A 23,056-nucleotide genomic window follows, 5' to 3' on the forward strand; every position below is an offset into this window, starting at 1 on the left:
TAGTATTTATATTCTAAAATATTACTCTTCTACTGCTGCATCCTCATCTGCAACTTCTTCAGCATCTGTTGCATCAGCACCCTGCTGAGCTTCGATAACTGCATCTGCCATCTTTGAAACAATAGCTTTACAGCTCTGATAGCATCATCGTTACCAGGAATAACATAATCTAATTCTTCCGGATCACAGTTCGTATCAGCAATACCTACAAGCTTGATTCCAAGTGAATGAGCTTCCTGGATACAGATTCTTTCCTTCTTAGGATCTACAACGAAGATCATGTCAGGAATTTCCTTCATTTCCTTGATACCGCCAAGGTTCTTCTGAAGCTTCTCCATCTCCTTCTTGATCTGGATAACTTCCTTCTTAGGAAGAACATCAAATGTTCCGTCAGCTTCCATAGCTTCATACTTCTTAAGAGTAGCGATTCTTGTCTGGATTGTGCTGAAGTTTGTAAGCATACCGCCTAACCATCTCTCGTTTACATAGTACATACCGCAACGCTCTGCTTCACTCTTGATTGAGTCCTGAGCCTGCTTCTTTGTACCAACGAAAAGAATCTTTCCACCATTTGCTACGCAGTCACCGATTGCATTGTAAGCATCGTCAACCATTCCTACTGACTTCTGAAGGTCGATGATGTAGATACCATTACGCTCTGTGTAGATGTATGGCTTCATCTTAGGGTTCCATCTTCTTGTCTGGTGTCCGAAATGTACACCTGCTTCTAATAACTGTTTCATTGAAATAACGCTCATTTTTTCTACCTCCATGGTTATATTCTTCTGCTGATCTCTCTTTCACCGAGTCACCCGAGCTATAGGCACCACTTCAGGAATCAACCAGCATGTATATTATTTTTATGAGCCTGCTATATTCAAGCCCACACACAAAATCGATAATAACACAAAAAGAAAGTGCATGCAAGCACTTTCTTTTTATAATCTCATGTCACTTAACAGTTCCATGTCTTTTTCGCATTATGCTGGTATGTGCGAGCACATTCCAGCGCAATGCTCATTATCTCATATTTTGTTTTAATTCATGCTATAACTATCGTCCATCTCTCATAATGGTAATCATCTCATCGTAGGTTTCATCACCCTTGAATGTGAAAGTTCCACACATCAGTTTCATGGAATTACCGGAGCTTACAAGGTAATCATAGAAATCCTGTACACTGTCTACCATTCCGATATCATATAATGCCTGAGAGATTGCCTCTGCATACATACCCGGCTTGATCGTAATCGAACCACCCTTTTTCTTTTCTTCTGTAGTTGTCTCTGTCGTAGCTTCCGTAGTTGTTTCTGTCGTCGTCTCTGTCGTAGCTTCCGTAGTTGCTTCTGTTGTAGCTTCCGTGGTTGCCTTGGTTGTACTTTCGGTTGTGGCTTCCGTGGTTGCCTTGGTTGTATTTTCCGTTGTGGTTTCCTTTGTCGCCTCTGTTGTAGCTTCTGTCGTCACTTCCGTCGTTGCCTTAGCTGCATCCTCTTTTGTCGTTTCCGTTGCAGTCTCTGTCGTTTTCGCTGATTCAGTAGTTTCTTCTGATGCAACAACTTCTACCGCATCTCCTTTTGACGGATCATTCTTCTTTGTATCTGCAAAGCTTCCGGACTTAATTCCAACCATCATAACGAGCGCACCAATGATAAGTCCAAAGCCTAATCCTCTGAAAAAATATTTTTTCTTCATACTGCCGTTTCTCCTATCGTATAAAACAATTTCAATTTACTGCTTCTGATTCTCAATATTTTTAATGATCACCTTGGTTTCACCAACACCGATTCCAAGCTGGTTCGCGATCTCCATAATTCCAAATCCCTGCTTGTAAAGCTCTGCCACTTCTTCATCGATATTTTTCTCATCATCCCAGATTTCTTCCGGTGCAGGAGCTTCTTTCTTTGCCTCCTGTGCACGATTCTGATTTCTGTTTGTTCTGTTCTTCTTGCGGTTCTTCTTTCTGGAACGGTTGCCTCCCGCCGGCTGTTCTGTCTTCTGTACAGGCTCAGTACCGGTTGCTTCTACGACTGTTGTTTCTTCTGTAATTTCGGTTGCTTCTGACTCAACAGCAGGCTCTTCTGCTTTCTTAAAGGCAACAACATTGGATTTTTCTTCTGCCGCTTCTTTCTCGGCTTCCTCAGCAACAACTTCTTCTGCAACAGCTTCCTCTACTTCTTCCTTTGGTTCCTCCGCATCATCTTCTGCTGTGTTCTCTTCAACATCCTGTTCCGGTACAGTTTCGGTTATATCACCATTTGCAACTGCATCACCGGAAATAACTGTCTCCGTCTCACTTGCCTCTAATGCTCCGAGAGAATTCTCATCCGGCTCTTCTTCGATTTCTTCTGTCTGCTCATTTTCTTTGGGAGCTTCTTCTGTCTGCTTCTCTTCCGAAACAGCTTTTTCAGCCTGTTGTTCTTTTTCTTTTGCGATCTCTTCTTCGGTTTCCTTTACTTCCATTTCAAGAAGTTCTTCATAAGTAACCGCTTCCGGTTTTTTCTCTGCATCCGGATTATATTCTTCATAGGCTTCTGCAAGGCTCTGATTGATATAATCGATCATCTCCTTCTTTGCCTTTTCAGACAACTTGGATGCCCATTTTTCAATCTGTTCCTTCAGTTCCTTTTCTGTCTTCTTGCGAACATCTTCGCTGTATTCGTCTAATGATGTCTTGCTCTGCTCAAGAAGAGAATCACATAATTCCGTGATCTTTCGTTTTAATTCTTCTGAGCTTTCATTATATATCTCATCTTCCTCTTTAAAATCATGACTATCCAGAATAAAAAAGCTTACACCTACAACTGCTACGCCAACTAATAATGTTATGATTGGTAATATCATTTCTTTACTCTCCTTTGCAAAATTTTATACGGCTTTTAATTCGTCAAATACAACATCATTCAGAACCTTAATGTAAGTTCCCTTCATGCCTGAGGATCTTGCTTCTATAACACCAGCACTCTCAAACTTTCGAAGTGCATTCACGATTACGGAACGGGTAATTCCGACCCGGTCTGCAACCTTACTTGCAACAAGGATTCCCTCATTTCCATCCAGTTCTGAGAAAATATGCTTGATCGCCTGTAATTCTGAGAATGATAAAGTACTGATCGCCGAACGCACAATTGCAATCTTACGATCTTCTTCTGCATTTTCTTCATTTAAAGCCCGCATCATCTCAAGTCCTACAACCGTCGTTCCGTATTCCCCGAGAATAATATCATCAATATCATACTGTGCATCCAGCTTATACAGAAATAACGTTCCAAGCCGTTCTCCTGCTATATCGATTGGAAGCAGAAGTCCCTGATATTTCTCTATGTTATCACTGTCAAATCCGAGCGTAGTCAAATTTACATTTTCTTTTGTTGACAATACAAGGAGAAGTCTCTCATTCAGCATACTGTCGATCAAAAGACCGACCTTATCCTCGATCAGTTCATGGATCTCAGGTATATCTTCACGGTTCTTAATTCCCAGAACCTTTCCTTTTTTACTGATAACCAGTACATTTGATTTTAAAATATCACTCAAAACATCACAAATATCATTAAAAACAACCTTATGCGAATTGTTATTGTGCAATAATTTGTTGATTTTTCGTGTTTTATCTAATAATTGAACACTCATTTCTGTTCCTCCGTATGTAAAATACAAAAAAGTTGTTTTTGCATAAAAAAATCTACACTATTTGACATTCTATCACAATGGTCTGGAGATAACAATAGTCTTTCCTGTCAAACGAGAGATTTAATATTTAAAAACAACTTTTTTTATATGGCAGGCCGGACAACTTCATCCGATCACTTATGCCTGTTTTTCCTTTTCGGTATTATCTCTGGAATATCCACAGTTTTCTGCTGAACAAAGTAACTTATTACCCTTTTCAACCATATAACTGCCACATACCGGACATTTTTCCTTTGATGGTTTTGCCCATGACATAAAATCACACTCAGGAGCATTGATACATCCATAGTATCTTCTGCCCTTTCTGGTCTTCTTTATTACAATGTCACCGCCACACTTTGGGCAAGGAACTCCAGTTTTCTCAAAGAACGGCTTGGTAAACTTACATTCCGGAAATCCCGGGCATGCAAGGAATTTGCCGTGTGGACCATACTTTACGACCATATTGCGCCCGCACTCGTCACACACCTCATCCGTTACCTCATCCTCAATCTTAATGGACTGCAACTCACTCTCTGCTTTCTTAACCGCCGCATCGAGATCCGGATAGAAGTTTCTTACTACAACTTTCCATTCGATAGCACCCTCACCGATCTTATCGAGAAGGGACTCCAGATTCGCTGTAAAATTCACGTCGATAATAACCGGAAATGCCTGTTCCATAATCTGATTCACGGCTTCTCCCAATTCTGTTACATATAATTTCTTATTCTCTTTTGTTATATAACGGCGATTCTGTATCGTTGAGATCGTCGGCGCATAGGTACTTGGTCTTCCAATGCCAAGCTCCTCTAAGGTTCTTACAAGAAGGGCTTCTGTATATCTTGCCGGTGGCTGTGTAAAATGCTGCTTCTCATCAAAATCTTCTAATTTTAGCAGATCGCCTTCATTCAGATCCTTAATTCCCGCAATATGCTCACTCTTCTCGTTGTCCACATTATAAACCGTTGTAAATCCGGCAAATGCAATCTTTGACACCGAAGTCTGGAACCGATAGCCTGCCGCTTCTGCCTTTACAGTCTTAATGCTGTATACTGCCTCTGCCATCTGACTTGCAAGGAAACGATTATAGATCAACTGATACAGACGGAACTGTTCTCTGCTCAACTGATCCTTGATAACCACCGGTGACAATGTAATATCCGTCGGACGGATTGCTTCATGCGCGTCCTGGATCTTCTTACCCGGTTTGTCTGCCCGTGGTATTCCGGCTGTATAATCTTCTCCAAAATTCTTTATGATATAATCCTTGGCTGCTGCCGCCGCTTCATCTGATATTCTGGTAGAATCCGTTCTCAGATAAGAGATCAAACCGATGGAACCTCTGCCCTTGATCTCCACACCTTCATATAACTGTTGTGCGATACGCATCGTTTTGGATGTCGCAAAGTTCAGCTTGGAGGAAGCTTCCTGCTGCAACGTACTGGTTGTAAATGGAAGTGGCGCTTTCTTATGACGCTCACTGTCCTTGATCGATGCGATCTGAAAGGACTGCTTTCCGATCGTTTCTATGATATGATCCAATTCTGCTCTGGAAGATATTTCCTCCTTATCACTTCCATTTCCCATGTATTTGAATTCAATGCTTCTCTTTGCCTTTTCCGGTACCAGCATAGCAGAAAGTGTCCAGTATTCCTTTGGAATAAATTCGTTGATCTCTTTTTCTCTGTCACAGATCAGCTTCAATGCCACTGACTGTACACGTCCGGCACTTAAACCTCTCTTGATCTTTGCCCAGAGAAGCGGACTGATCTTATAACCAACCAGTCTGTCCAATACACGTCTCGCCTGCTGTGCATCCACAAGTGCCATATCAATATCGCGTGCCTGCTTAATTGAATTCTTTACTGCATTTTTCGTAATTTCATTGAAGGTAATTCGCTTGTACTTCTTATCATCCAGTTTCAGTGCTTTTGATAAATGATAGGAGATCGCTTCTCCCTCACGGTCGGGGTCAGTTGCAAGATACACCTTGTCAGCTTTCTTTACTTCTTTTCGAAGCTGTGCGAGTATATCTCCTTTTCCTCTGATCGTTATATATTTTGGTTCAAAATCATTATCAACATCAATGCCCATCTGGCTTTTAGGCAGATCACGCACATGACCATTCGACGCAATCACTTCATAATTACTGCCTAAAAACTTTTTAATCGTCTTGGCTTTCGCCGGAGACTCTACAATAACAAGATATTTAGCCATGTACTCTTTCCTTTCCTGTTCGTTTAAACGACACAAACTATACACCATTTTTCCCTGCCATGCAAGTGAATATTTTATTACAATTTTCTGAAAAAATGCCCCGGATCCTGTTTTCATCCCTGTGTAACAGCAAAATAATACCGTACCGGCTGCCGAATTATTCCTTTTCTTTCCATATCAAATAATGCTGTCAGGATTCTTGCAGGAGGCTGATCCACGCGGGCACAGATTTCCTCTATATGCAGCACTTCCCGCCCCATACAGACACATATCTTCTGTTCCAGAGCGGTAAGCCGGCTGTTCTCCCGACATTCTGCTTTCCCTGCTGCAAGGATCCTCCGTTCAAGTTTTAAATCCTCCACAATATCCTCAGGATCCGTCACAAGCATAGCCCCCTGCCGGATCAGATGATTGCAGCCCTCACTGTTTCTGTCTCCAATCCGTCCCGGAACTGCATACACCTCACGCCCCTGTTCCAGCGCCTGATCGGCGGTGATCAGAGATCCGCTTTTCTTCTGTGCTTCTACAACCAGCACCCCTTTTGCAAGTCCACTGATGATCCGGTTCCTAAGTGGAAATCTCCATGCCGCAGGCTCTATATCCAACCCATATTCTGACAGGATCACACCCTGACGCCCAATCCGTTCAAACAAATTGTAATTTTCCTTCGGATAACAGATATTGATCCCACAACCTAGTACTGCAACTGTAAATCCATTTTCTACATTGATTGCGGCACGCTGGGCGGCGCCGTCGATTCCTGCTGCAAGTCCGCTGATAATACCAGTCCGATATTCTGCAAGCACAGAAGCAAACTGCTCCGCCATCTCTTTCCCATATGCGGATGCCTTTCTTGCACCTACGATCGCTATACCGGTTCTGTCTGTTTTAGCGTCTCCACACACCCCTTTGCATACAGCAGAAACGGACAATCCGGAATTTCCCGCAGGACTTCCGGAAAATAAGGATGTCCTGGATATATATATGTAATATTCCGCTCTTTTAGTCTGTTTTTATAGACGATTATTTTCTTTTCATCCCGTGTGCACAGGATCCGTTCACTCTGTTTTTCTGTCAACGTTTCCCGAAGCACATGTTCTGGAACATTCCACAGTTCTTCAGGTCCTCCAAAATAATCAAGGATCCTGCCAAGTGCTGCATTCCCCATATCCGATATCATCCCCAGCCACAGCCTTATAAGATCATACTCCATATCTGTCCCCCCCTTTCATTCCTTTGTACTGCATATTTCCCTCTGCCTCTTCTGTAAGATTCTGATACCGGAAAAACAATGCCTCTTTTAAATGTTCCTCATGGATCCCGATACTTCCTGCCAGATCAGCGATCGTCCTTGCGATCTTAAGTACCCGGTTATAGCCTCTGGCAGAAAGTTCTGTATGTTCAAACGCTTCCCGCACCAGCTCCTGCTCTGCCCTTCCCAGGGAAATATATTGCTTTGTTCTCTTTCCATCCAGTTGGGAATTAAAATTTATCGACTCTGAACGGTAACGCTCCTTCTGTATATTCTGCGCCGCAAGCACCCTTTCCCGGATCTCAGCCGAAGTTTCTGCCCGTTTATCCTCTAACAGGTCAGAACAGTCAATCCTGCGGACATTTACGTTGATATCAATACGATCGAGCAGAGGTCTGCTAAGCCTTGCATTGTATTGTCGGATCTGCCTACAGGTACAGGTACATTTATTCAGATCCGGATACATGCCGCAGGGACAGGGATTTCGTGCCGCAACCAGCATAAATCCTGCCGGATATATATATTTACCCTGGATCCTTGCAATCGTTACTTCCCGATCTTCTAACGGCTGCCGCATTACTTCAAGAACATTTCTGCCAAATTCCGGAAGCTCATCCAGAAACAACACCCCATTATGACTGAGACTGATCTCTCCCGGCTTCGGTATTGCTCCGCCACCGGTCAGAGCAATGGCTGATACGGTATGATGCGGTGCCCGGAACGGACGCTTTGTTATCATCGCCTGTCCTTTTTTCAGCAGACCTGCACACTGTATATCTTGGTAATATCAATACTCTCCTCAAATGTCAGACGTGGAAGGATCGTTGGCAGGCATTTTGCGATCATGGACTTTCCTGAACCTGCTGCTCCTGTCATCAGAATATTGTGCATTCCGGCTGCTGCGATCTCCATTCCGCGCTTCAATATTTCCTGCCCTTTAATATCTGCAAAATCTCCCAGTTCCCCCATATCCTCCTGGTCGAGCAGAGCCTCCACATCTACAAATGCAGGCTCGATCACCGCTTTTTCATTCAGATAAGATTCCGCTTCTGACAACGTCCGGAGCGGGATCACTTCTATATTTCGGATCAGTGCCGCCTCCTCTGCATTTTCCGCCGGAACAAGACAGCGTGTGATTCCTTGTTTTACTGCATGATGAACAACCGGGAGTATTCCTGATACAGCATTGATCCTGCCATCCAGCCCCAGTTCACCCATAATCAAGGTATTTTCTATTTTATCGTTTGGAATAAGCCCCATAGATACCATAATTCCTATGGCAATGGGAAGATCGTAGGCAGTTCCTTCCTTCCGGATATCTGCCGGTGATAAATTGATCGTAATCTTTTTCGGTGGTATCTGAAATCCAGAGTTTTTGAGCGCTGTTCTCACCCGCTCTCCGGCTTCCTTTACGCATGCAGACAAAAAGCCTACCATATGAAACATTGGCAGTCCGTCATTGATATCTGTTTCCACCTGAATCAGAAGTCCCTCTACTCCAAGGACTCCTCCACTTGTTACTTTACTGTACATCTGTATCTGCTCCTTTCGACATTTCTGCCGTCTCTCCATGGAGCATGCCTGAACAGAATCAGCGAAAACAAAAAGCTGCCACCTGGCAGCTTTTTATACGCCTGCATTTATACTACCTGTATCCATACAAAAAGTCAAATGCATTTTTATATTAACTGAAGTATACAACCTCTTCTTCCGGCGGACCGGTCAGCACAACCTTCTCTGCATAGAGAACCGGACCATCTCCCTCAAAATCAGGATAGTATTCTTTCTTGATCGTTGCTGTTACATCTACCCACTGTCTGTCAATCAGATTCTTAGAGCCATCGTAATAGCATTTGAAGCCTACAAATGTAATATCCTCTACACAGCAGGTCATCGCAAAACGTCCCGGTACAAATGCATTCTTACCATACTGTTTCGGCTTGAATACCATGCCACGGAAATGGATCTTCTTACCGACATAACGATCCGGCTGATCGGAGGCATCCACATACCAGATACCAAAATCCTCATCGTTCAGCTCGATCACGTCAGCCTTTACATCGTATGGCAGATCTTCTTCGTCATTCTCATCCGGTGCGATCGAACCATCCTTCATCTCAAAGATGATCTGTGCCCGTCGGTTGACTGCTTTGATTCCTCTGCGCCATTCTGCGCGCTTGGACTTCTCATCACAACGGTTAAATACAACCATATCCGCACTGTTAACCTGATCCATCATTGTTGCTTTCATATTCTGCTGATATACATCATATGTCTCAGCATTTACAAAGGATAATACCTGGACAACGGTCCATCCTTTCGGCACACGGATATCAAAGATCTTGTCCAGCTTCCACATACCATTGTATTCGATCATAACCTGCTCCGGCTGATATTTGTCCTGCAGATCTAACAGATGCTCTGTGTTCAACTGATCTTCTTCTATGAATTCCAGAAAAATATTTTTCTTTTTCAGGTCTTTCTCATCGTACTCTTCTTCACCGTCTTCGCATACAAGAAGCAGTGTCTTGGCGCCTCCGGTGAATTCCCGGTCTAATAATGTCTCCTTCACAAATGTAGTTTTACCACTGTCAAGGAAGCCCATAAATACATAAACCGGAATCTCTGTTTCCTGTTGTCTTGCCATCATTTTCTCCTATACCTCAAACAGCTCTGCAAGCTTGTCTTCTGCCAGTTTGCTTCCGATCACACATAACTTACCTGTGATATCCGGATTTCCCTTACGGATCTCATACTCACCCGGTACAAGATCAAAGTATAACCAGTCTGTACCATCACTTGGAACGATACCCTTTGCACGAAGGATAATACCATATTCCTCTGTATTAGCAAGCTCATCCAGAGTCTCTTTTAACTTATCTTCATTAAACTTATGTGGAGTTTCCTTACCCCAGCTTGTAAATACCTCATCTGCATGGTGGTGATGGTGATGATCGTGATCATGACAGCCACAACTACATTCGTCGTCATGGTCATGATGATGCTGTTCATGATCGTGGTCATGGCAGCCACAGCCACATTCGTCGTCATGGTCGTGATGATGATGTTCATGATCGTGGTCATGATCGCCACAGCCACATTCATCGTCATGGTCGTGATGATGATGTTCATGATCATGACAGCCACAGCCACATTCGTCATCATGGTCGTGATGAAAGTGGTGATGCTCATGCTCATCTTCATCCTCAAATAAAGCGTCCTTAACGGTTTTATGATTCTGCATAGCTTCTTTGATCTTAGAACCGTCAATATCATCCCATGGAGTCGTGATGATCGTAGCATCTGCATTGTGCTCACGGATCATGGCAACTGCCTTTTCGATCTTATCCTGGGAAGCTGTCTGTGTTCTGCTCAGTACGATCGTATTTGCACTTTCGATCTGATTATTGAAGAATTCACCAAAGTTCTTCATGTAAATCTTGCATTTGGATACATCTGCAACTGTTGTATAGCTGTCAAGCTGTACTTCAACTTCTTCTGCAACATCCTTTACAGCCTTGATAACATCTGAAAGCTTACCAACACCGGATGGCTCGATAATGATTCTGTCCGGTGCATATTCTGTAATAACCTTCTTTAAAGCCGTACCAAAATCTCCAACTAAGGAGCAGCAGATACAACCGGAATTCATCTCAGTGATCTGTACACCGGCATCCTTTAAGAATCCGCCATCAATACCGATCTCGCCAAATTCATTCTCAATCAGCACAAGCTTCTCGCCCTTAAAACCTTCTTCGATCAGCTTCTTGATCAGAGTTGTTTTTCCGGCACCTAAGAAACCGGAAATAATATCAATCTTTGTCATTTCTAAATCACTCCTAATTTATTAAATGTACGGATAATTGTGTGATAGTAAACTCATCACACAATTATCTAGTTTTCATATCACAACCGATTATTATACTCGATTATCTGTTTTTTTGCAAGAATCGAGGTTGACATCCAGTTTATTGTATGGGATAACGATGCCATTTTCATCAAATGCTTTCTTGATATTCCATCTTGCCGACCAGAGTGCATCCCAGTACTGGTCGATCTTTGCATAGAACCGAACACTGACCACAATGCTGCTATCTGCGAATTCATCAATGAAGAAATCCACGACTTCATCCTCCAGATATCCCGGAACTGTCTTTACCGCATCCAGTACCACACGCTTTACCTTATCCAGATCTTCATCGTAACCGATACCGAGCTTGATCTCTGCCCGCCTCTTATCATGTAAAGTAACATTCACCAGTGACGTATTCGATATGCTTCCATTTGGTATGACTACGGAACGATTATCGATCGTCTTAAGCTTTGTATAGAATATATCGATTGATACAACCTCGCCTTCACATTTGGTATTATTCTCGATAATATAGTCACCTACATGAAATGGTTTCAATATCAGGATCAGCACACCACCGGCAAGATTGGACAGGCTGCCCTGCAACGCAAGACCGATCGTCACACCCGCCGTTCCAAGCAATGTGACAAATGAAGTAACCTGAAAACCGACAATGGATGCCGCCGTTATCAATATTATAAAATTCATCAGAATACGGATGGCAGACAGTAAAAATCCTGCGACACTGACATCCATATTGGAACGGTCAAAGGTTCTCTTTATCAGCTTGATGATCCATTTCACAACCCGAAATCCGATCACCATAAAGATAACCGCCACTACCAGGCTTCCAACCTTTGACATGCACCAATCCAGCAGATCTGTCATATACTGTCTGAGCAATCCAGCTTTTTGTTCTGCATCCTGTACGATCTCCGATGCCGTTTCTGATGCTGACTCTGTAGTATCTGCCAGCTTCTCCGTCAATGCTATACCTATCACTTAATTATTTCACCTTCTTAAATACTGTGATTGAAAGTGCAGGGAGAACAATCTCGATATCACCGTCCTTCGTCACCTTCTGCTGTCTATTGTTATTACCTTCTCCACCATACTTTGCCGCATCACTGGAGAAGATCTCTTTATAAGTTCCCGGAGCTCCGGTCTGTAATACATAGCTCTTCTGATCTGAAGTTCCAAAGTTCGCAGCTACATAACAGACAGAACCCTTGCTGTCTGTTCTTGTGAAGCATACAGTATGTGGCTCCTGCTCTCCTGCAAATACAAATGGAAGTTTGTCTGCTTCATAAAACGCCGGTTCTGCAAGATATAAAGCATTCAGATCCTTTACATACTTCTGAAGATATTTATTTGCTTCAAACTCCAGAACGCTCCAATCAATAACATGATAGCCATCAAAGCCGCCAAACATTCCAATCTCCTGTCCCATAAACATCAGTTTTTTACCGGGAAGGAACATATTCAAGCCATAAAATATACGAAGATCTGCATATTTGTCTTCATAGCCACCCGGCATCTTCTCTATAAAACTTCCCTGACCATATGCCACTTGATCATGTGATAATGCACTTACCTCCTGATGCTCGGATATAAATCCGGTTACAGAAGATACATAGTCTACAAAGTTCTCTCTGCGATCTGGCGCAGTCTTCATATACTCTGTAAGCTTTGAAACGCCCGTTGTGTTCCATGTAAGATCCACCATAACATCCGCATATCTGTCTCCGGTCACCTTTCGGAAGGAACGGATCAGCTCTTTATTATCCAGACGGATGCCATCCAGATGATACGCTTCCAACCAGTAAGTCATACAGTCAATATCCATCACAGGCACCATATCAAGGATCACACCAATACCTTTTGCATGCAGATAATCAACCATTGCCATGAAATCAGTTGGAGAACCAAATCTGGACGTTGGTGCATAGATACCCGTCGTATCATATCCCCATGTATCCTCACCGGAATATTCCATGATCGGCATAAGCTCGATGTAATTATACTTCATGCTCTTTACATAAGCTGCGATTTCTTTTGCAAATGCCTGATAGGAAAGCCGTTCTCCATCTTTGTCGGTCTTAAATGTCTGCATATGTACCTCATAGATATTCACAGGTTCCATGCTGATATTCTTCTTTTTCCGCTCTGTCATATATGCTGCATCCATCCATTCATATGTCAGCTCTATAAATAAGGACGCATTGCCCGGAACCGGTTCAAATGCTGTTGCATATGGATCGGAGAAAATATCGGTTTCTCCATTTTCATATAATACTTCAAATTTATATCTGGTCTGGTTAATGTCATATGGTATAAACAGTTCAAACAGATCGGTATACTCGATCTTCCGCATCTGGTTCACTCTGCCGTCCCAGTTATTGAAATCTCCGACCACGCTGGCTCTGACGCAGCCCGGAACCTGAATACAGAATGCCACTCCTTCTGTGCCATCAAAGTTCAGCTTTCTGGCTCCAAACAATTCTTTGATCCGGAAGCCTGATTCCACGTCATCTTCTCCATTTACCACCTGCATTACTTTTTCAAGATCCGCAGAATAGGAAAAGCTGTATGCATCCTTTATCAGACTGACTTCATCTGCTTCTTCTCCGTCTGCATCCCATACCTTCCGGACAATCTTTAGCAGATATGCAAATGGCTGCCGGTTCTCAATCTTTACTGTAAAAAATCCATCGGCGTATTCTACATGCATCGGATATTCTGTCTGATCCTTTTCATCCACTACATAAACTTCTGCTGCATCCGGCAGAAATGCATTTACATATACATCAGCCAGACAGGCATGCATACCAAGTATGTGATGTGGATTGCCATGTCTCGCCCCCGTGATCGCCATAACCTCATCCTGATTCAGAACGAAAATCTCTGTGTTCTTTGTCATAACCCATTCTCCTCATGTGTATTCTTTTCTATATGCAAAATACGAAATACCTGCACCGTTTCCCTGTTCAATTTTCTCATTTGCATATGACTGTTCATCTTTATTCGTTTATCTTGTGGATAAAGATTCCGCTTCGAAGCTTTGGTTCAAACCATGTAGACTTCGGCGGCATCAGTTTGCCTGCATCCGCAATATCAAATAATTCTGTAATGGAAGTCGGATACATGGAAAATGCTACCTTCTTTCCTCCATCCACCAGTCGTTCCAGCTCGGAAAGTCCACGGATACCACCGACAAACTGGATCCGTTTGTCCGTTCTCGGATCTCCAATGCCAAGCATCGGTGCCAGAACATTTTCCTGAAGCACAGATACATCCAGACAGCCGACAACATCCTCCGGAACTACTCCGTCCTTTACCGTTAACTGATACCATCTGCCATCCATATACATGCCAAAGCTGCCTTTCTTCCCCGGTGAAACAGCCGCATCACATGCTTTTACTTCAAATTTGTCTTCCAGTTTCTTTAAAAATTCATCATCAGTCATACCGTTCAGATCATTTACAACACGGTTATATGGAAGGATCATCAACTGATCATGCGGAAACAGAACGGACAGAAAATAATTAAATTCTTCCTCTCCGGTATAATCCGGATGCTGTTCTCTCATATGGAGGCCTGCTTTTACAGCAGAAGCAGAACGATGATGTCCGTCTGCTATGTAAATCTCGTTGATACCTGCAAATGCTTCCTGAATTATCTGAATATCATCTGCTTCATCAATGATCCATACATTATGTGTGATACCATCCGGTGAAGTAAAGCCATATAACTTTTCTCCTGTCTTTACCCGGTCAATGATCTGATTTACAATATCAATTGAACGATAGGCAAGGAAGATTGGTCCGGTCTGCGCACCACAGGCTTCTACATGGCGGATACGATCCTGTTCTTTGTCTTCTCTGGTATTCTCGTGTTTCTTGATCACACCATTCACATAGTCATCAATCGAAGCACAGGCAACCAGACCTGTCTGATGACGTCCATCCATGATCAATTCATATATGTAGTATACCGGCTTTTCTTCCTCAATATAAGTACCATCCTCCATCATCTCATGCAGAAGATCTCCTGCCTTCTTATACACTTCCGGTGCATAGGTATCCACACTGTCATCAAATGATGTCTCTGCACGATCTACCTTTAAAAATGACATCGGTTCCCGGCGTACTTCTTCACAGGCTTCTTTTCTGCTATACACATCATATGGTAATGCTGCCACTCTGTCGCAGATATCCGGTCTTGGTCTGAATGCTTTAAAGCATCTGATTGCTGCCATGTTCTGTTCCTCCTGATCTCTGTTTGTCTATATAAATATTGCAACAGAAAACATTGCTGATTCCTGTTGCAATACTCAAAATCACTATCAACCTCTGATTGCCTTAACAACCTTTTCTATAGATGCCTTAAATTCTTCATCGGAAGAATTCTCAAATATAAAGAGCTCTTTGATATTTGTTGGCGGATTGAAGTTCTGACTGTTGATATATTCATCCCAGTGCTCCAATTTCCAGGTATCTCTGTCTGATGCACGCTTGATCATTCTTTCGTGGCAGACATCTTTTCTGGTATTTACCCAGATCACAAAGAGTTCTGCACCTTTTTCTGCAAGCTTTGCACGGAGATTGTCAAGATATTCGTCATCTCTGATCTCATCTGTGAATGGTGCATTTATAAGAACTGTATCATTGTATTCCAGTGCTTCAAATGCAAGATCCAGTACACAATAATATTCGTAGTCGCGGATATTTTTCTGGAAGAAATCGGATGAACGGTTATATTCCTCACCAGCCACTACAAAGATCTGCTTTGAAAGAACAATTAATGTATCCTTATCCAGATATACACAATTTGGCAGTGCCTTTGCCACCTGTTTGGAAATAAATGTCTTTCCACAGGCTGGTGGTGATGTAACTAAAATTAATTTCTTCATGTGTGTGCCTCCATTTTTCTCATTATCTCAATCCTGTTTGATTTTAGCACAATTGTATGATGGTAGCAAGAATTTGTTAGCGAATTTGGTGTTATTTCTTATTTCTTAATAATTAATACATTGTACATAAATTGACTATTCCAGTAATATGGATTTTCAACAGATGTAAATATCAATTCACAACCATGCTTTTGTGAAAACATTTCAAACATGGATTTTGAAATAAATAACTTATCAAGATTTTTATATTTTTCATCATAATTCTGTATTTTAGCTCTTCTATACTGCATGCAGGCATCTTCCAGCTCTTTATCAAATATCTCTGTGATCAGCACAGCCTTATGCGCTTTTTCATACATCTTCTCCAGAACATCAGATACATATGTTTCATCTGGAAAATATGCAAATACAGAATCAGCCATCACAACATCAAATTTTTCATCTGTTGAAATATGGTCAGCTTCCATACATGCTATCTCCGCTTCTTTTAATACAATTTTTGCAATTTCTGGAATAATCAATTCCACCAACCTTTTTATTCTGTCTGGAAAATAAATATAAGGTTGCTCCTGCTCCGCATCCTACTTCAAAAATGCTGTTCCACAGACCAACATGCATATCCAGAAGTGCACATTCTTCTTCCCAGCTATTATAAAATGCATTATAATATGCATCTGCCGAATCTCCCAGATCCACATCAAATCCATCAATTCGTTTCAGCTCCCGCCAGATTGCTTTAGGATCTTCAAGCGACTGCAAAAAACGTTCATCCGCTTCTCTTCTATTCCAGATTGCTTTCCAGTTATTCAATATATTCACCTCCAAATTTTTCCAACAATTCAATCAGATGCATATTCTCTTCATCCGTCCGAACTGCAAGTCTGATCATTTCCTTTTGGTTATTTAATTTCTCATTCAGCACTTTGATCAAAATATTATTTTCCAGTAAAAATGATGCAAGTTTCCTGCTTTTCACTCCATCTGAAAGTTCACACATAACATAATTTGCCTGCGATGGATATACCTTCATATATGGGATTTTTTCCAGCTCTTTCCTGAAAATCTCACGGGACTTTCTAAGACGATCCAGTGACAGTCTGTAATCCTCCTTGTACTTTTCTATGATCTGTAAAAAGAATTCTGCATAAGAATTAATATTCCAGATTGGCAGTTTGCGCTGGATCTGATCAAGTTTTTCACTGTTTTTTCCAGCTAATATTCCCAGTCTGCAGCCCGGAACCCCATATGATTTTGAAATACTTTTTATTACATAAAACTCATCATACAGTTCCAGATACGAATCAGCTATACAAGATTCTGCCTCATCCGAAAAATCCGAAAAACTCTCATCTAATATAAGACATATCTTTTTCTTCTTACACCAATGGATCAATTCATATATTTCTCTGGAATCAATATAATTCCCACTAGGATTATCCGGATTTATCAGCACAAGCATTTGAATATGCTTCTGTTCAAAATAATCCTGAATGTCCTGTCCAGAATATGAAAAATCCATTTTTCTGGTATCCATAATAACTCTTTGTTCCTGCTTACAGCAATTTATATATTCCTCAAATGTCGGAGTCACAAAACCTATTTTTCCATTCGTTTCCTGCATCATTTCACGAATTAATTCCGCTGCTCCATTACCAACTATAATTTTCTTATCTGATATGCCAAACAGTTTGCCTGCCAATAACCGTATCACTCTTGCACCAGAGGGATACTGCATGATCAGCCGGTCACTGTTGGCACGGATTTCTTCCAACATGTGTTCTGTTGGGAAATACGGATTTACAAGATAGCAATAATCAACCAATTTAGGATATCTCCAAAAACCACCATATCTGGCAGTTATTTTTTTATACTGTTCCTCTGTATTATCTGTAAACAGGCTTTCTGCAATATCCAGATCCTGAATATCATCAATCTCATACCAGCGCTGACCGTTAAGCCGTCTGGCCTGCAGCTCTTTCGTGTCAAGCATTGCGATCAGGCGGATAACAGACTCATAATATTCATTATTTCCCATTGCCATTGCATACGCCTTTAGAAAAGGCACATATGTATACTTGGAAAAATGTCTGCTGAATTTATATATATTCACTGTCTTATAGTATTGATCCGCATTTACAAAATGAAGATTTTTTTTTGCGACCATATCCACAATACAGTCATTCTCATCCAAAAGCATACATGTACCATCCATCCAGCTTTCAAACCGATCAACAAGTGCAAGGTTCTCTCTTGGATCACATAATATCAGATCTATTACCGTTTCATCAAAAATCAGATCTGATTCCAGCAAGAGGGTGTCTTCTTCCTCCAGAAAAGTGGCTGTTAAAGACAGGGAATAAATATTATTTGTTTTATCATATATTGGATTTTCCACAAATATGATCGGTGTATGTATTGTTAATGACGCAATATATTCCTTTAATGTCTCTTCCTGATACCCTGTCACTATAATGATCCTTGACAGGTCTTTTCTGTCAAGGATCTTCAGCATTCTTTCAATCAGAGACATTCCATTTACTTCAACCATACATTTAGTCTTATTCTTTGTAATATTCTTTAATCGTTTCCCCATTCCTGCCGCTAATATTATACCCTGCATTCTCCTACCCCTCTCTATTCCATAAGCCGTTTCATAATATATTTTCCACTTAATATCCGGCTCTTTCCGATATTAAAAATATGTTTCTCTCTGGCATCCGCAATCTGCTTTCTATACATGTCCTTTTGCTTTAACATATCTGTAGATATTTCAAGTATATTATCAATATCATTTACAGATATCGCCTTTCCAATCACATTTCGCAATGTCACATTAATTGGCTTCTGCTCAATCTTATCATATTCAGGATTCATGATTTTCATTGGCGTATCAATAAACAGCACTGGTTTCAATGTTGTAAATGCATATTCAAATGATATATCTGACCAGTCTGTTATCAGCAGATCAGCATCCATAACCGTACTGTTAGAAGAAAAGTCCGTCTGTATAGTTATATTATCATCCTTTGCATATCGCTCCTGCATTTCCACAAACCGTTCCATCTGATGTCTCACCTGCTGCGGATGCGGCCGTACAATGACCTCATATGGTGTATTCTTATATTTATCTAATATCTGCTCAATACACAGATCAATAATATTTTCCGGCTGCCACGATGGTGCGATCAGTATCTTTTTCTTTTCATTTTCTTTTCTGTTTTCAATCTGATACTGCTCGATCATCTGATCCAGTAACGCATATCCTGTCTCAACCAGAGTTTTAGGCTGTGTCACATACAGTGCTTCCATTTGCTGTATTTCACGTACCGAATCGATTCCTACACAAAAAACCGTGTCATAATAATCTAATGCACCTTTCCGTAATGTAAGTGCATTACTTCCCATCCCATGTGCTACATAAATATATTCAATATCTGATCTTACCTTGGAACGCTTGATATGATATTTTTCCAGATCTGGCATCGTCATCAGACAGATATCACAATCCAATTTCATAAACAAAGGAATCAGATACTTGTCCTGTGCTATATAATATGCCCGGACTGCCGACTGCTCCTGCTTCAGGATCGGATCCTCCGGATCACTGGTAACATAATCCATTTTATAATCAGACCGTTCAGCCAGATACTCTATGATCGGCTGATAATATTTATAAAAGCCCCGGCCCTCTGCATAAAATACAATTCTCTTTTCAGTCTTCTCAAACCGATGATAATCCTGTTTCTCTGTTCTCCCATACTTTTTTCGTATCTTTTCTTTTTCCTCTGCTGTTTCATTCAAGATCCGTATGTAATCCATATCAATATATTTTTCAGGCGGCATCACAATATTTACCAGATACATGGATGGAATTGCGAACAAATTTCCAAAGATCCAATATACCCCGACTCCAGCCGGAACAAGGAACGCAAAATATGTGGAAAATGCTATCATAAATACCGTCATTCCTATTTTATTCCATTTTCCGGCATATAACTGCAGCACATTTATTTTATTTTGAACAACACACATGAGCCATGCGCTCACACCCGATAAAACAGGAATCAAAACCAGTTTATTATGTAATGATAATTGTGGTTTCTCCGATAAATTAAATCCGATAAAATTCATATCAAAATCTGATATCTTTTCTATCAGTCCCATAAGGTTTTCAGGCACACCGCTAATACCATTCTGTATTTCATGGATCATTGTCAACTGGTAAGAATTATCCTGCAGTGTCCATCCAAGCCCCTCAAACCATTTTTGCAGCATAGCGATATCGGGGTCCTGTATCCGCAGGATATATGAAAGCGGGCAATACATAACACCCACCAATCCAAGAACGATCAGAATCTGGATCAGCAGTGGTATCATATCCAGTAATGGATGATATTGCATTTTTTTATATAATTCCAGTTGTGCATCTGCATACCGATCTTTATCATCCACATATTTTACTTTTAAAGCATCAAGTTCCGGACGCATCTGTGCCATTTTTATCGAATTTTTCTGTGTAATCAATGAAATAGGAAATAATACAAATTTTGTAAAAATCGTAAACACGATAATCGACAATCCATAATTATTTACAAAAACATAGCACCATCTCATTATAATCCCGAAAAAATCCGAAACATAATTAATTATCTGATTCACTTCTATTCCTCATCATCTAACAAATCATCTGCAGTAACAATTTTCTTTTCTTCATTTCTTGTCTTTTTTACGGGCTGTTCTTCTGTTTTTCCTTTTTTTAATGCTCTTTTTATTTTACTGAATGCAATTCCTGCTACCGCACCTGCTGCGATCACTACTCCGGCAATTATCTGGATCAGATAACTTGTCGTCGCCGGATCAATATATAATTTCATTGTTGGAAATTCCTGTACTAATAAATTCATTTCATTAAACATCATACTATCTCCTTTTCTTGTTTTTTAATACCAGAAATCGATCAACGGTATCTTCTGCTTCGGTTTTGCACCTGCATATTTCCTTAATTCATCCTTGTCTCCCTGATATGTATACTTATACAAACAAGCATAATTTGCTGAATCATTTTTCAGAAGATCAGATATATTTTCCTTGTACTGTCGTATATATACACTTCTTGACCGATTTTCATCCGCTTCATAATCATAAATGGTTTTATCTTTGCTTTCACCTGTAATAAGCTTCATGATCGTTGGCATAAACTCTTCCGCACTTACCGGAGAACTGCAAACTGCAAGCCTGTCATTCTTTTTATAGGGTTCTTTGATAAAGAAAATAGGCTGAATACCATCTACCGTCATGATTTTTCCATGATCTGCCGTTATTATGATCGTTGAATTATCATAAACTCCCATATTTTTCAATTCATCAAGAAAAACGTACACATCATTTAGATTATCGTAAGCCGCTTCTGGCAGATTTTTTCCCTTTCCATCCCCATAATCATGCATTCCGCTAAAATGGTAAATTGTAAATGTTCCAGAACTGCTGTTATATTCTAGTCCCTGTGTCTGTAATTTTAAATAAAAATCATCATCCAGGTCCGGCGAATCTTCCCCTCCGCCGGAAGAACTGACCGCACCATCAAAATCACTGGTAACAACTAAAGAAAATCTCTTTAATGCCAGCGGCAATACTTTATACATTGCCCCCTTTATAATATTTTTCCGGACTGCGTGGTAATCGACTAAGATCTCACCATCTGCATTTTCCTGTACATTATCATAATATTCATATAGATTCTTTGCATTAAGAAAACTAACTGTTGCTTTATCCGTATATATATTACAAGAATACTGTTGTTCTTTTAGTGTATTATAAAATTCGACAGTCTTTTCTGAATGAAATGCTTCTTTAGAATATTCCCGACAAGGAATCGTATTATCAAATTCCTGTCCCGTTAACAGATAATTCATTGCCAGCGCTGTTCCGTCATATTTGCTGTCATAATTATCATAATATGTAAAATCATGCAGCGGCTCTAACGCATCCGGATATTGCTCTGTCATTTCGTCAATAAAATCATTGCTGTATGTATCAAGAACAAATACAAAAATATTTTTTTCTTCCGATACTGTATATTCATTTTTACCTGAAACATAGTAATTTGTAATCTCTGCTTCTGAAGTATTCCTATAACCTCCAGATTTTATAACCAGATATATAGTTGCCGATATCTGAATACATAATAAACACACTGCTACATATTTCAAAATACTGAAGAATTTATTTTTAAATTTTGCAAACAAAATAACCGGAACTACAATACAGATTCCCCATACAATTCCGGTCATGATCATCTTACCGGAATAATCACTCCATTTAATTGCATAAGCTTCGTAATACCAAGGTCACGATCAAATATCATAACCTGAATATAGGAAGCTACCGCTAATCCCCACAAACAACAACTGATAATCTTTGTTACATTCGTTTTCAATAAACTGACCAGAACAGATATGATAACGGATAAGAAAAAAGACTGCACGATCATACTACCCCAGAAATCAGATAAGTTAAATTCCAAGGTCTTTCGATTGGTATAATAAAATTCCAGTGTATTCTCTATAAATACCCAAAACATCAACAAAAACAGGGAAAGGAAGATATTAAAAAATCTTTTTATAATTCTTTTATATCGAACAACCTGTACTTTTCGGTTTTCTGCTGTTTCTGTAAACAGCCAGTATAACATTCCCGGATTTTTATCAACTGCTCCAAAGGTAAACAAACATAATAAAACAAGCCAGATGATCAATAATAAAGCAAACAGCCAATTTGAAAAATATTGAAAATCATCTGATCTTGCAACGATCATACATATAATAAAGGCAAAGAAGCCTGCAATATTCTGAAGCATATGCATTTCCCAAATGGATTCCCGCAGCTTTTTCATCACCATAAAGAAAGCATTTACCAGATATGACATAATAAAGAATCCCCCGCTGATCCCCCATTCGCCATTTGGAAGATATAACAGGATCAACATTCCCCAAAACATAAACGAACTCATCACTTGTTCATGCCAGTTCTTCAGCACTTTAATTACCCGATTATCTCTTCCAATATGATTGAAAAGGAATGGTAATCCTATTTGAAGAATAACCATGAAAAGAACAATTAGCAGATACAGTATTTTTACACGGCATTTAC

21 protein-coding genes and 1 pseudogene are annotated in these 23,056 nt (G+C 40.5%); all 22 read right to left on the bottom strand.

The genetic code is table 11. From position 1 onward, the window contains the following. Positions 1 to 21: 21 nt before the first annotated feature. The 22 genes and pseudogenes from rpsB to DXA07_RS10255 all read right to left on the bottom strand — a co-directional run bounded on the left by rpsB (position 22) and on the right by DXA07_RS10255 (position 22,904). A pseudogene (gene rpsB / locus DXA07_RS10150) lies at positions 22 to 758 on the bottom strand (30S ribosomal protein S2). Positions 759 to 1,053: 295 nt separating this feature from the next. Continuing rightward, entirely contained in the window at positions 1,054 to 1,692 is a 639-nt protein-coding gene (locus DXA07_RS13090; RefSeq protein ID WP_181986482.1) for a hypothetical protein, read from the bottom strand. A gap of 36 nt (positions 1,693 to 1,728) precedes the next feature. Then, positions 1,729 to 2,841, bottom strand: a complete 1,113-nt coding sequence (locus DXA07_RS10165; protein WP_117807411.1) for a hypothetical protein — start codon at positions 2,839 to 2,841, stop codon at positions 1,729 to 1,731. A 24-nt stretch (positions 2,842 to 2,865) separates the two neighbouring features. Continuing rightward, positions 2,866 to 3,630: a GTP-sensing pleiotropic transcriptional regulator CodY gene (gene codY, locus DXA07_RS10170; protein ID WP_021944414.1), complete on the bottom strand. Its 765-nt coding sequence runs from the start codon at positions 3,628 to 3,630 to the stop codon at positions 2,866 to 2,868. 177 nt (positions 3,631 to 3,807) lie between these two features. After that, a complete protein-coding gene (gene topA / locus DXA07_RS10175; protein WP_118484559.1) occupies positions 3,808 to 5,889 on the bottom strand; it encodes a type I DNA topoisomerase in 2,082 nt (693 codons plus the stop codon). Positions 5,890 to 6,002: 113 nt separating this feature from the next. Then, the gene (gene dprA, locus DXA07_RS10180; protein ID WP_182429587.1) at positions 6,003 to 6,794 is read right to left on the bottom strand and encodes a DNA-processing protein DprA; all 792 of its coding nucleotides are present in this window, start codon (positions 6,792 to 6,794) and stop codon (positions 6,003 to 6,005) included. Then, positions 6,758 to 7,102: a hypothetical protein gene (locus DXA07_RS10185; protein WP_118484497.1), complete on the bottom strand. Its 345-nt coding sequence runs from the start codon at positions 7,100 to 7,102 to the stop codon at positions 6,758 to 6,760. Before DXA07_RS10185 ends, dprA begins: the two co-directional genes overlap by 37 nt. Next, positions 7,092 to 7,880, bottom strand: a complete 789-nt coding sequence (locus tag DXA07_RS14140; RefSeq protein WP_348980816.1) for an ATP-binding protein — start codon at positions 7,878 to 7,880, stop codon at positions 7,092 to 7,094. The genes DXA07_RS10185 and DXA07_RS14140 overlap by 11 nt, the downstream gene beginning before the upstream one ends. 14 nt (positions 7,881 to 7,894) lie before the next feature. Then, positions 7,895 to 8,674 (bottom strand): magnesium chelatase domain-containing protein, encoded by a 780-nt coding sequence (locus DXA07_RS14145; protein ID WP_348980817.1) that lies wholly within the window; start codon positions 8,672 to 8,674, stop codon positions 7,895 to 7,897. A gap of 151 nt (positions 8,675 to 8,825) precedes the next feature. Further along, positions 8,826 to 9,788 carry a GTP-binding protein gene (locus tag DXA07_RS10195; protein WP_021944410.1) on the bottom strand — a complete coding sequence of 321 codons (963 nt, stop codon included), beginning with the start codon at positions 9,786 to 9,788 and terminating at the stop codon, positions 8,826 to 8,828. 9 nt (positions 9,789 to 9,797) lie between these two features. Further along, the gene (locus DXA07_RS10200; protein ID WP_118484499.1) at positions 9,798 to 10,967 is read right to left on the bottom strand and encodes a GTP-binding protein; all 1,170 of its coding nucleotides are present in this window, start codon (positions 10,965 to 10,967) and stop codon (positions 9,798 to 9,800) included. Positions 10,968 to 11,060: 93 nt separating this feature from the next. Further along, positions 11,061 to 11,996, bottom strand: coding sequence for a mechanosensitive ion channel family protein (locus DXA07_RS10205; protein WP_118484501.1), 936 nt, complete (start codon positions 11,994 to 11,996; stop codon positions 11,061 to 11,063). 4 nt (positions 11,997 to 12,000) lie between these two features. After that, positions 12,001 to 13,914 (bottom strand): alpha amylase C-terminal domain-containing protein, encoded by a 1,914-nt coding sequence (locus DXA07_RS10210; RefSeq protein WP_118484503.1) that lies wholly within the window; start codon positions 13,912 to 13,914, stop codon positions 12,001 to 12,003. A gap of 100 nt (positions 13,915 to 14,014) precedes the next feature. Beyond that, positions 14,015 to 15,253, bottom strand: a complete 1,239-nt coding sequence (locus tag DXA07_RS10215; protein ID WP_118484505.1) for a DUF1015 family protein — start codon at positions 15,251 to 15,253, stop codon at positions 14,015 to 14,017. 87 nt (positions 15,254 to 15,340) lie between these two features. Continuing rightward, entirely contained in the window at positions 15,341 to 15,907 is a 567-nt protein-coding gene (locus DXA07_RS10220; protein WP_008402902.1) for an AAA family ATPase, read from the bottom strand. Positions 15,908 to 16,005: 98 nt separating this feature from the next. Further along, positions 16,006 to 16,374: a hypothetical protein gene (locus DXA07_RS10225; RefSeq protein ID WP_118484507.1), complete on the bottom strand. Its 369-nt coding sequence runs from the start codon at positions 16,372 to 16,374 to the stop codon at positions 16,006 to 16,008. After that, positions 16,364 to 16,717 carry a hypothetical protein gene (locus DXA07_RS10230; RefSeq protein WP_118484509.1) on the bottom strand — a complete coding sequence of 118 codons (354 nt, stop codon included), beginning with the start codon at positions 16,715 to 16,717 and terminating at the stop codon, positions 16,364 to 16,366. The genes DXA07_RS10225 and DXA07_RS10230 overlap by 11 nt, the downstream gene beginning before the upstream one ends. Then, entirely contained in the window at positions 16,710 to 18,527 is a 1,818-nt protein-coding gene (locus DXA07_RS10235) for an aminotransferase class I/II-fold pyridoxal phosphate-dependent enzyme (RefSeq protein WP_118484511.1), read from the bottom strand. The genes DXA07_RS10230 and DXA07_RS10235 overlap by 8 nt, the downstream gene beginning before the upstream one ends. 14 nt (positions 18,528 to 18,541) lie before the next feature. Beyond that, positions 18,542 to 20,566 (bottom strand): membrane protein insertase YidC, encoded by a 2,025-nt coding sequence (yidC, locus tag DXA07_RS10240; RefSeq protein WP_118484513.1) that lies wholly within the window; start codon positions 20,564 to 20,566, stop codon positions 18,542 to 18,544. Between the two features lie 2 nt (positions 20,567 to 20,568). Further along, complete coding sequence (locus DXA07_RS10245; protein ID WP_021944401.1) at positions 20,569 to 20,826, bottom strand: hypothetical protein; 258 nt, start codon at positions 20,824 to 20,826, stop codon at positions 20,569 to 20,571. A 21-nt stretch (positions 20,827 to 20,847) separates the two neighbouring features. Next, positions 20,848 to 22,197, bottom strand: a complete 1,350-nt coding sequence (locus DXA07_RS10250) for a hypothetical protein (protein WP_147352510.1) — start codon at positions 22,195 to 22,197, stop codon at positions 20,848 to 20,850. Between the two features lie 2 nt (positions 22,198 to 22,199). Further along, positions 22,200 to 22,904, bottom strand: coding sequence for a hypothetical protein (locus tag DXA07_RS10255; RefSeq protein ID WP_147352511.1), 705 nt, complete (start codon positions 22,902 to 22,904; stop codon positions 22,200 to 22,202). Positions 22,905 to 23,056: the final 152 nt, after the last annotated feature.

Origin of the sequence: Clostridium sp. AM54-37XD, assembly GCF_003478225.1 — a bacterium.
Classification (GTDB): domain Bacteria; phylum Bacillota; class Clostridia; order Lachnospirales; family Lachnospiraceae; genus Coprococcus; species Coprococcus ammoniilyticus.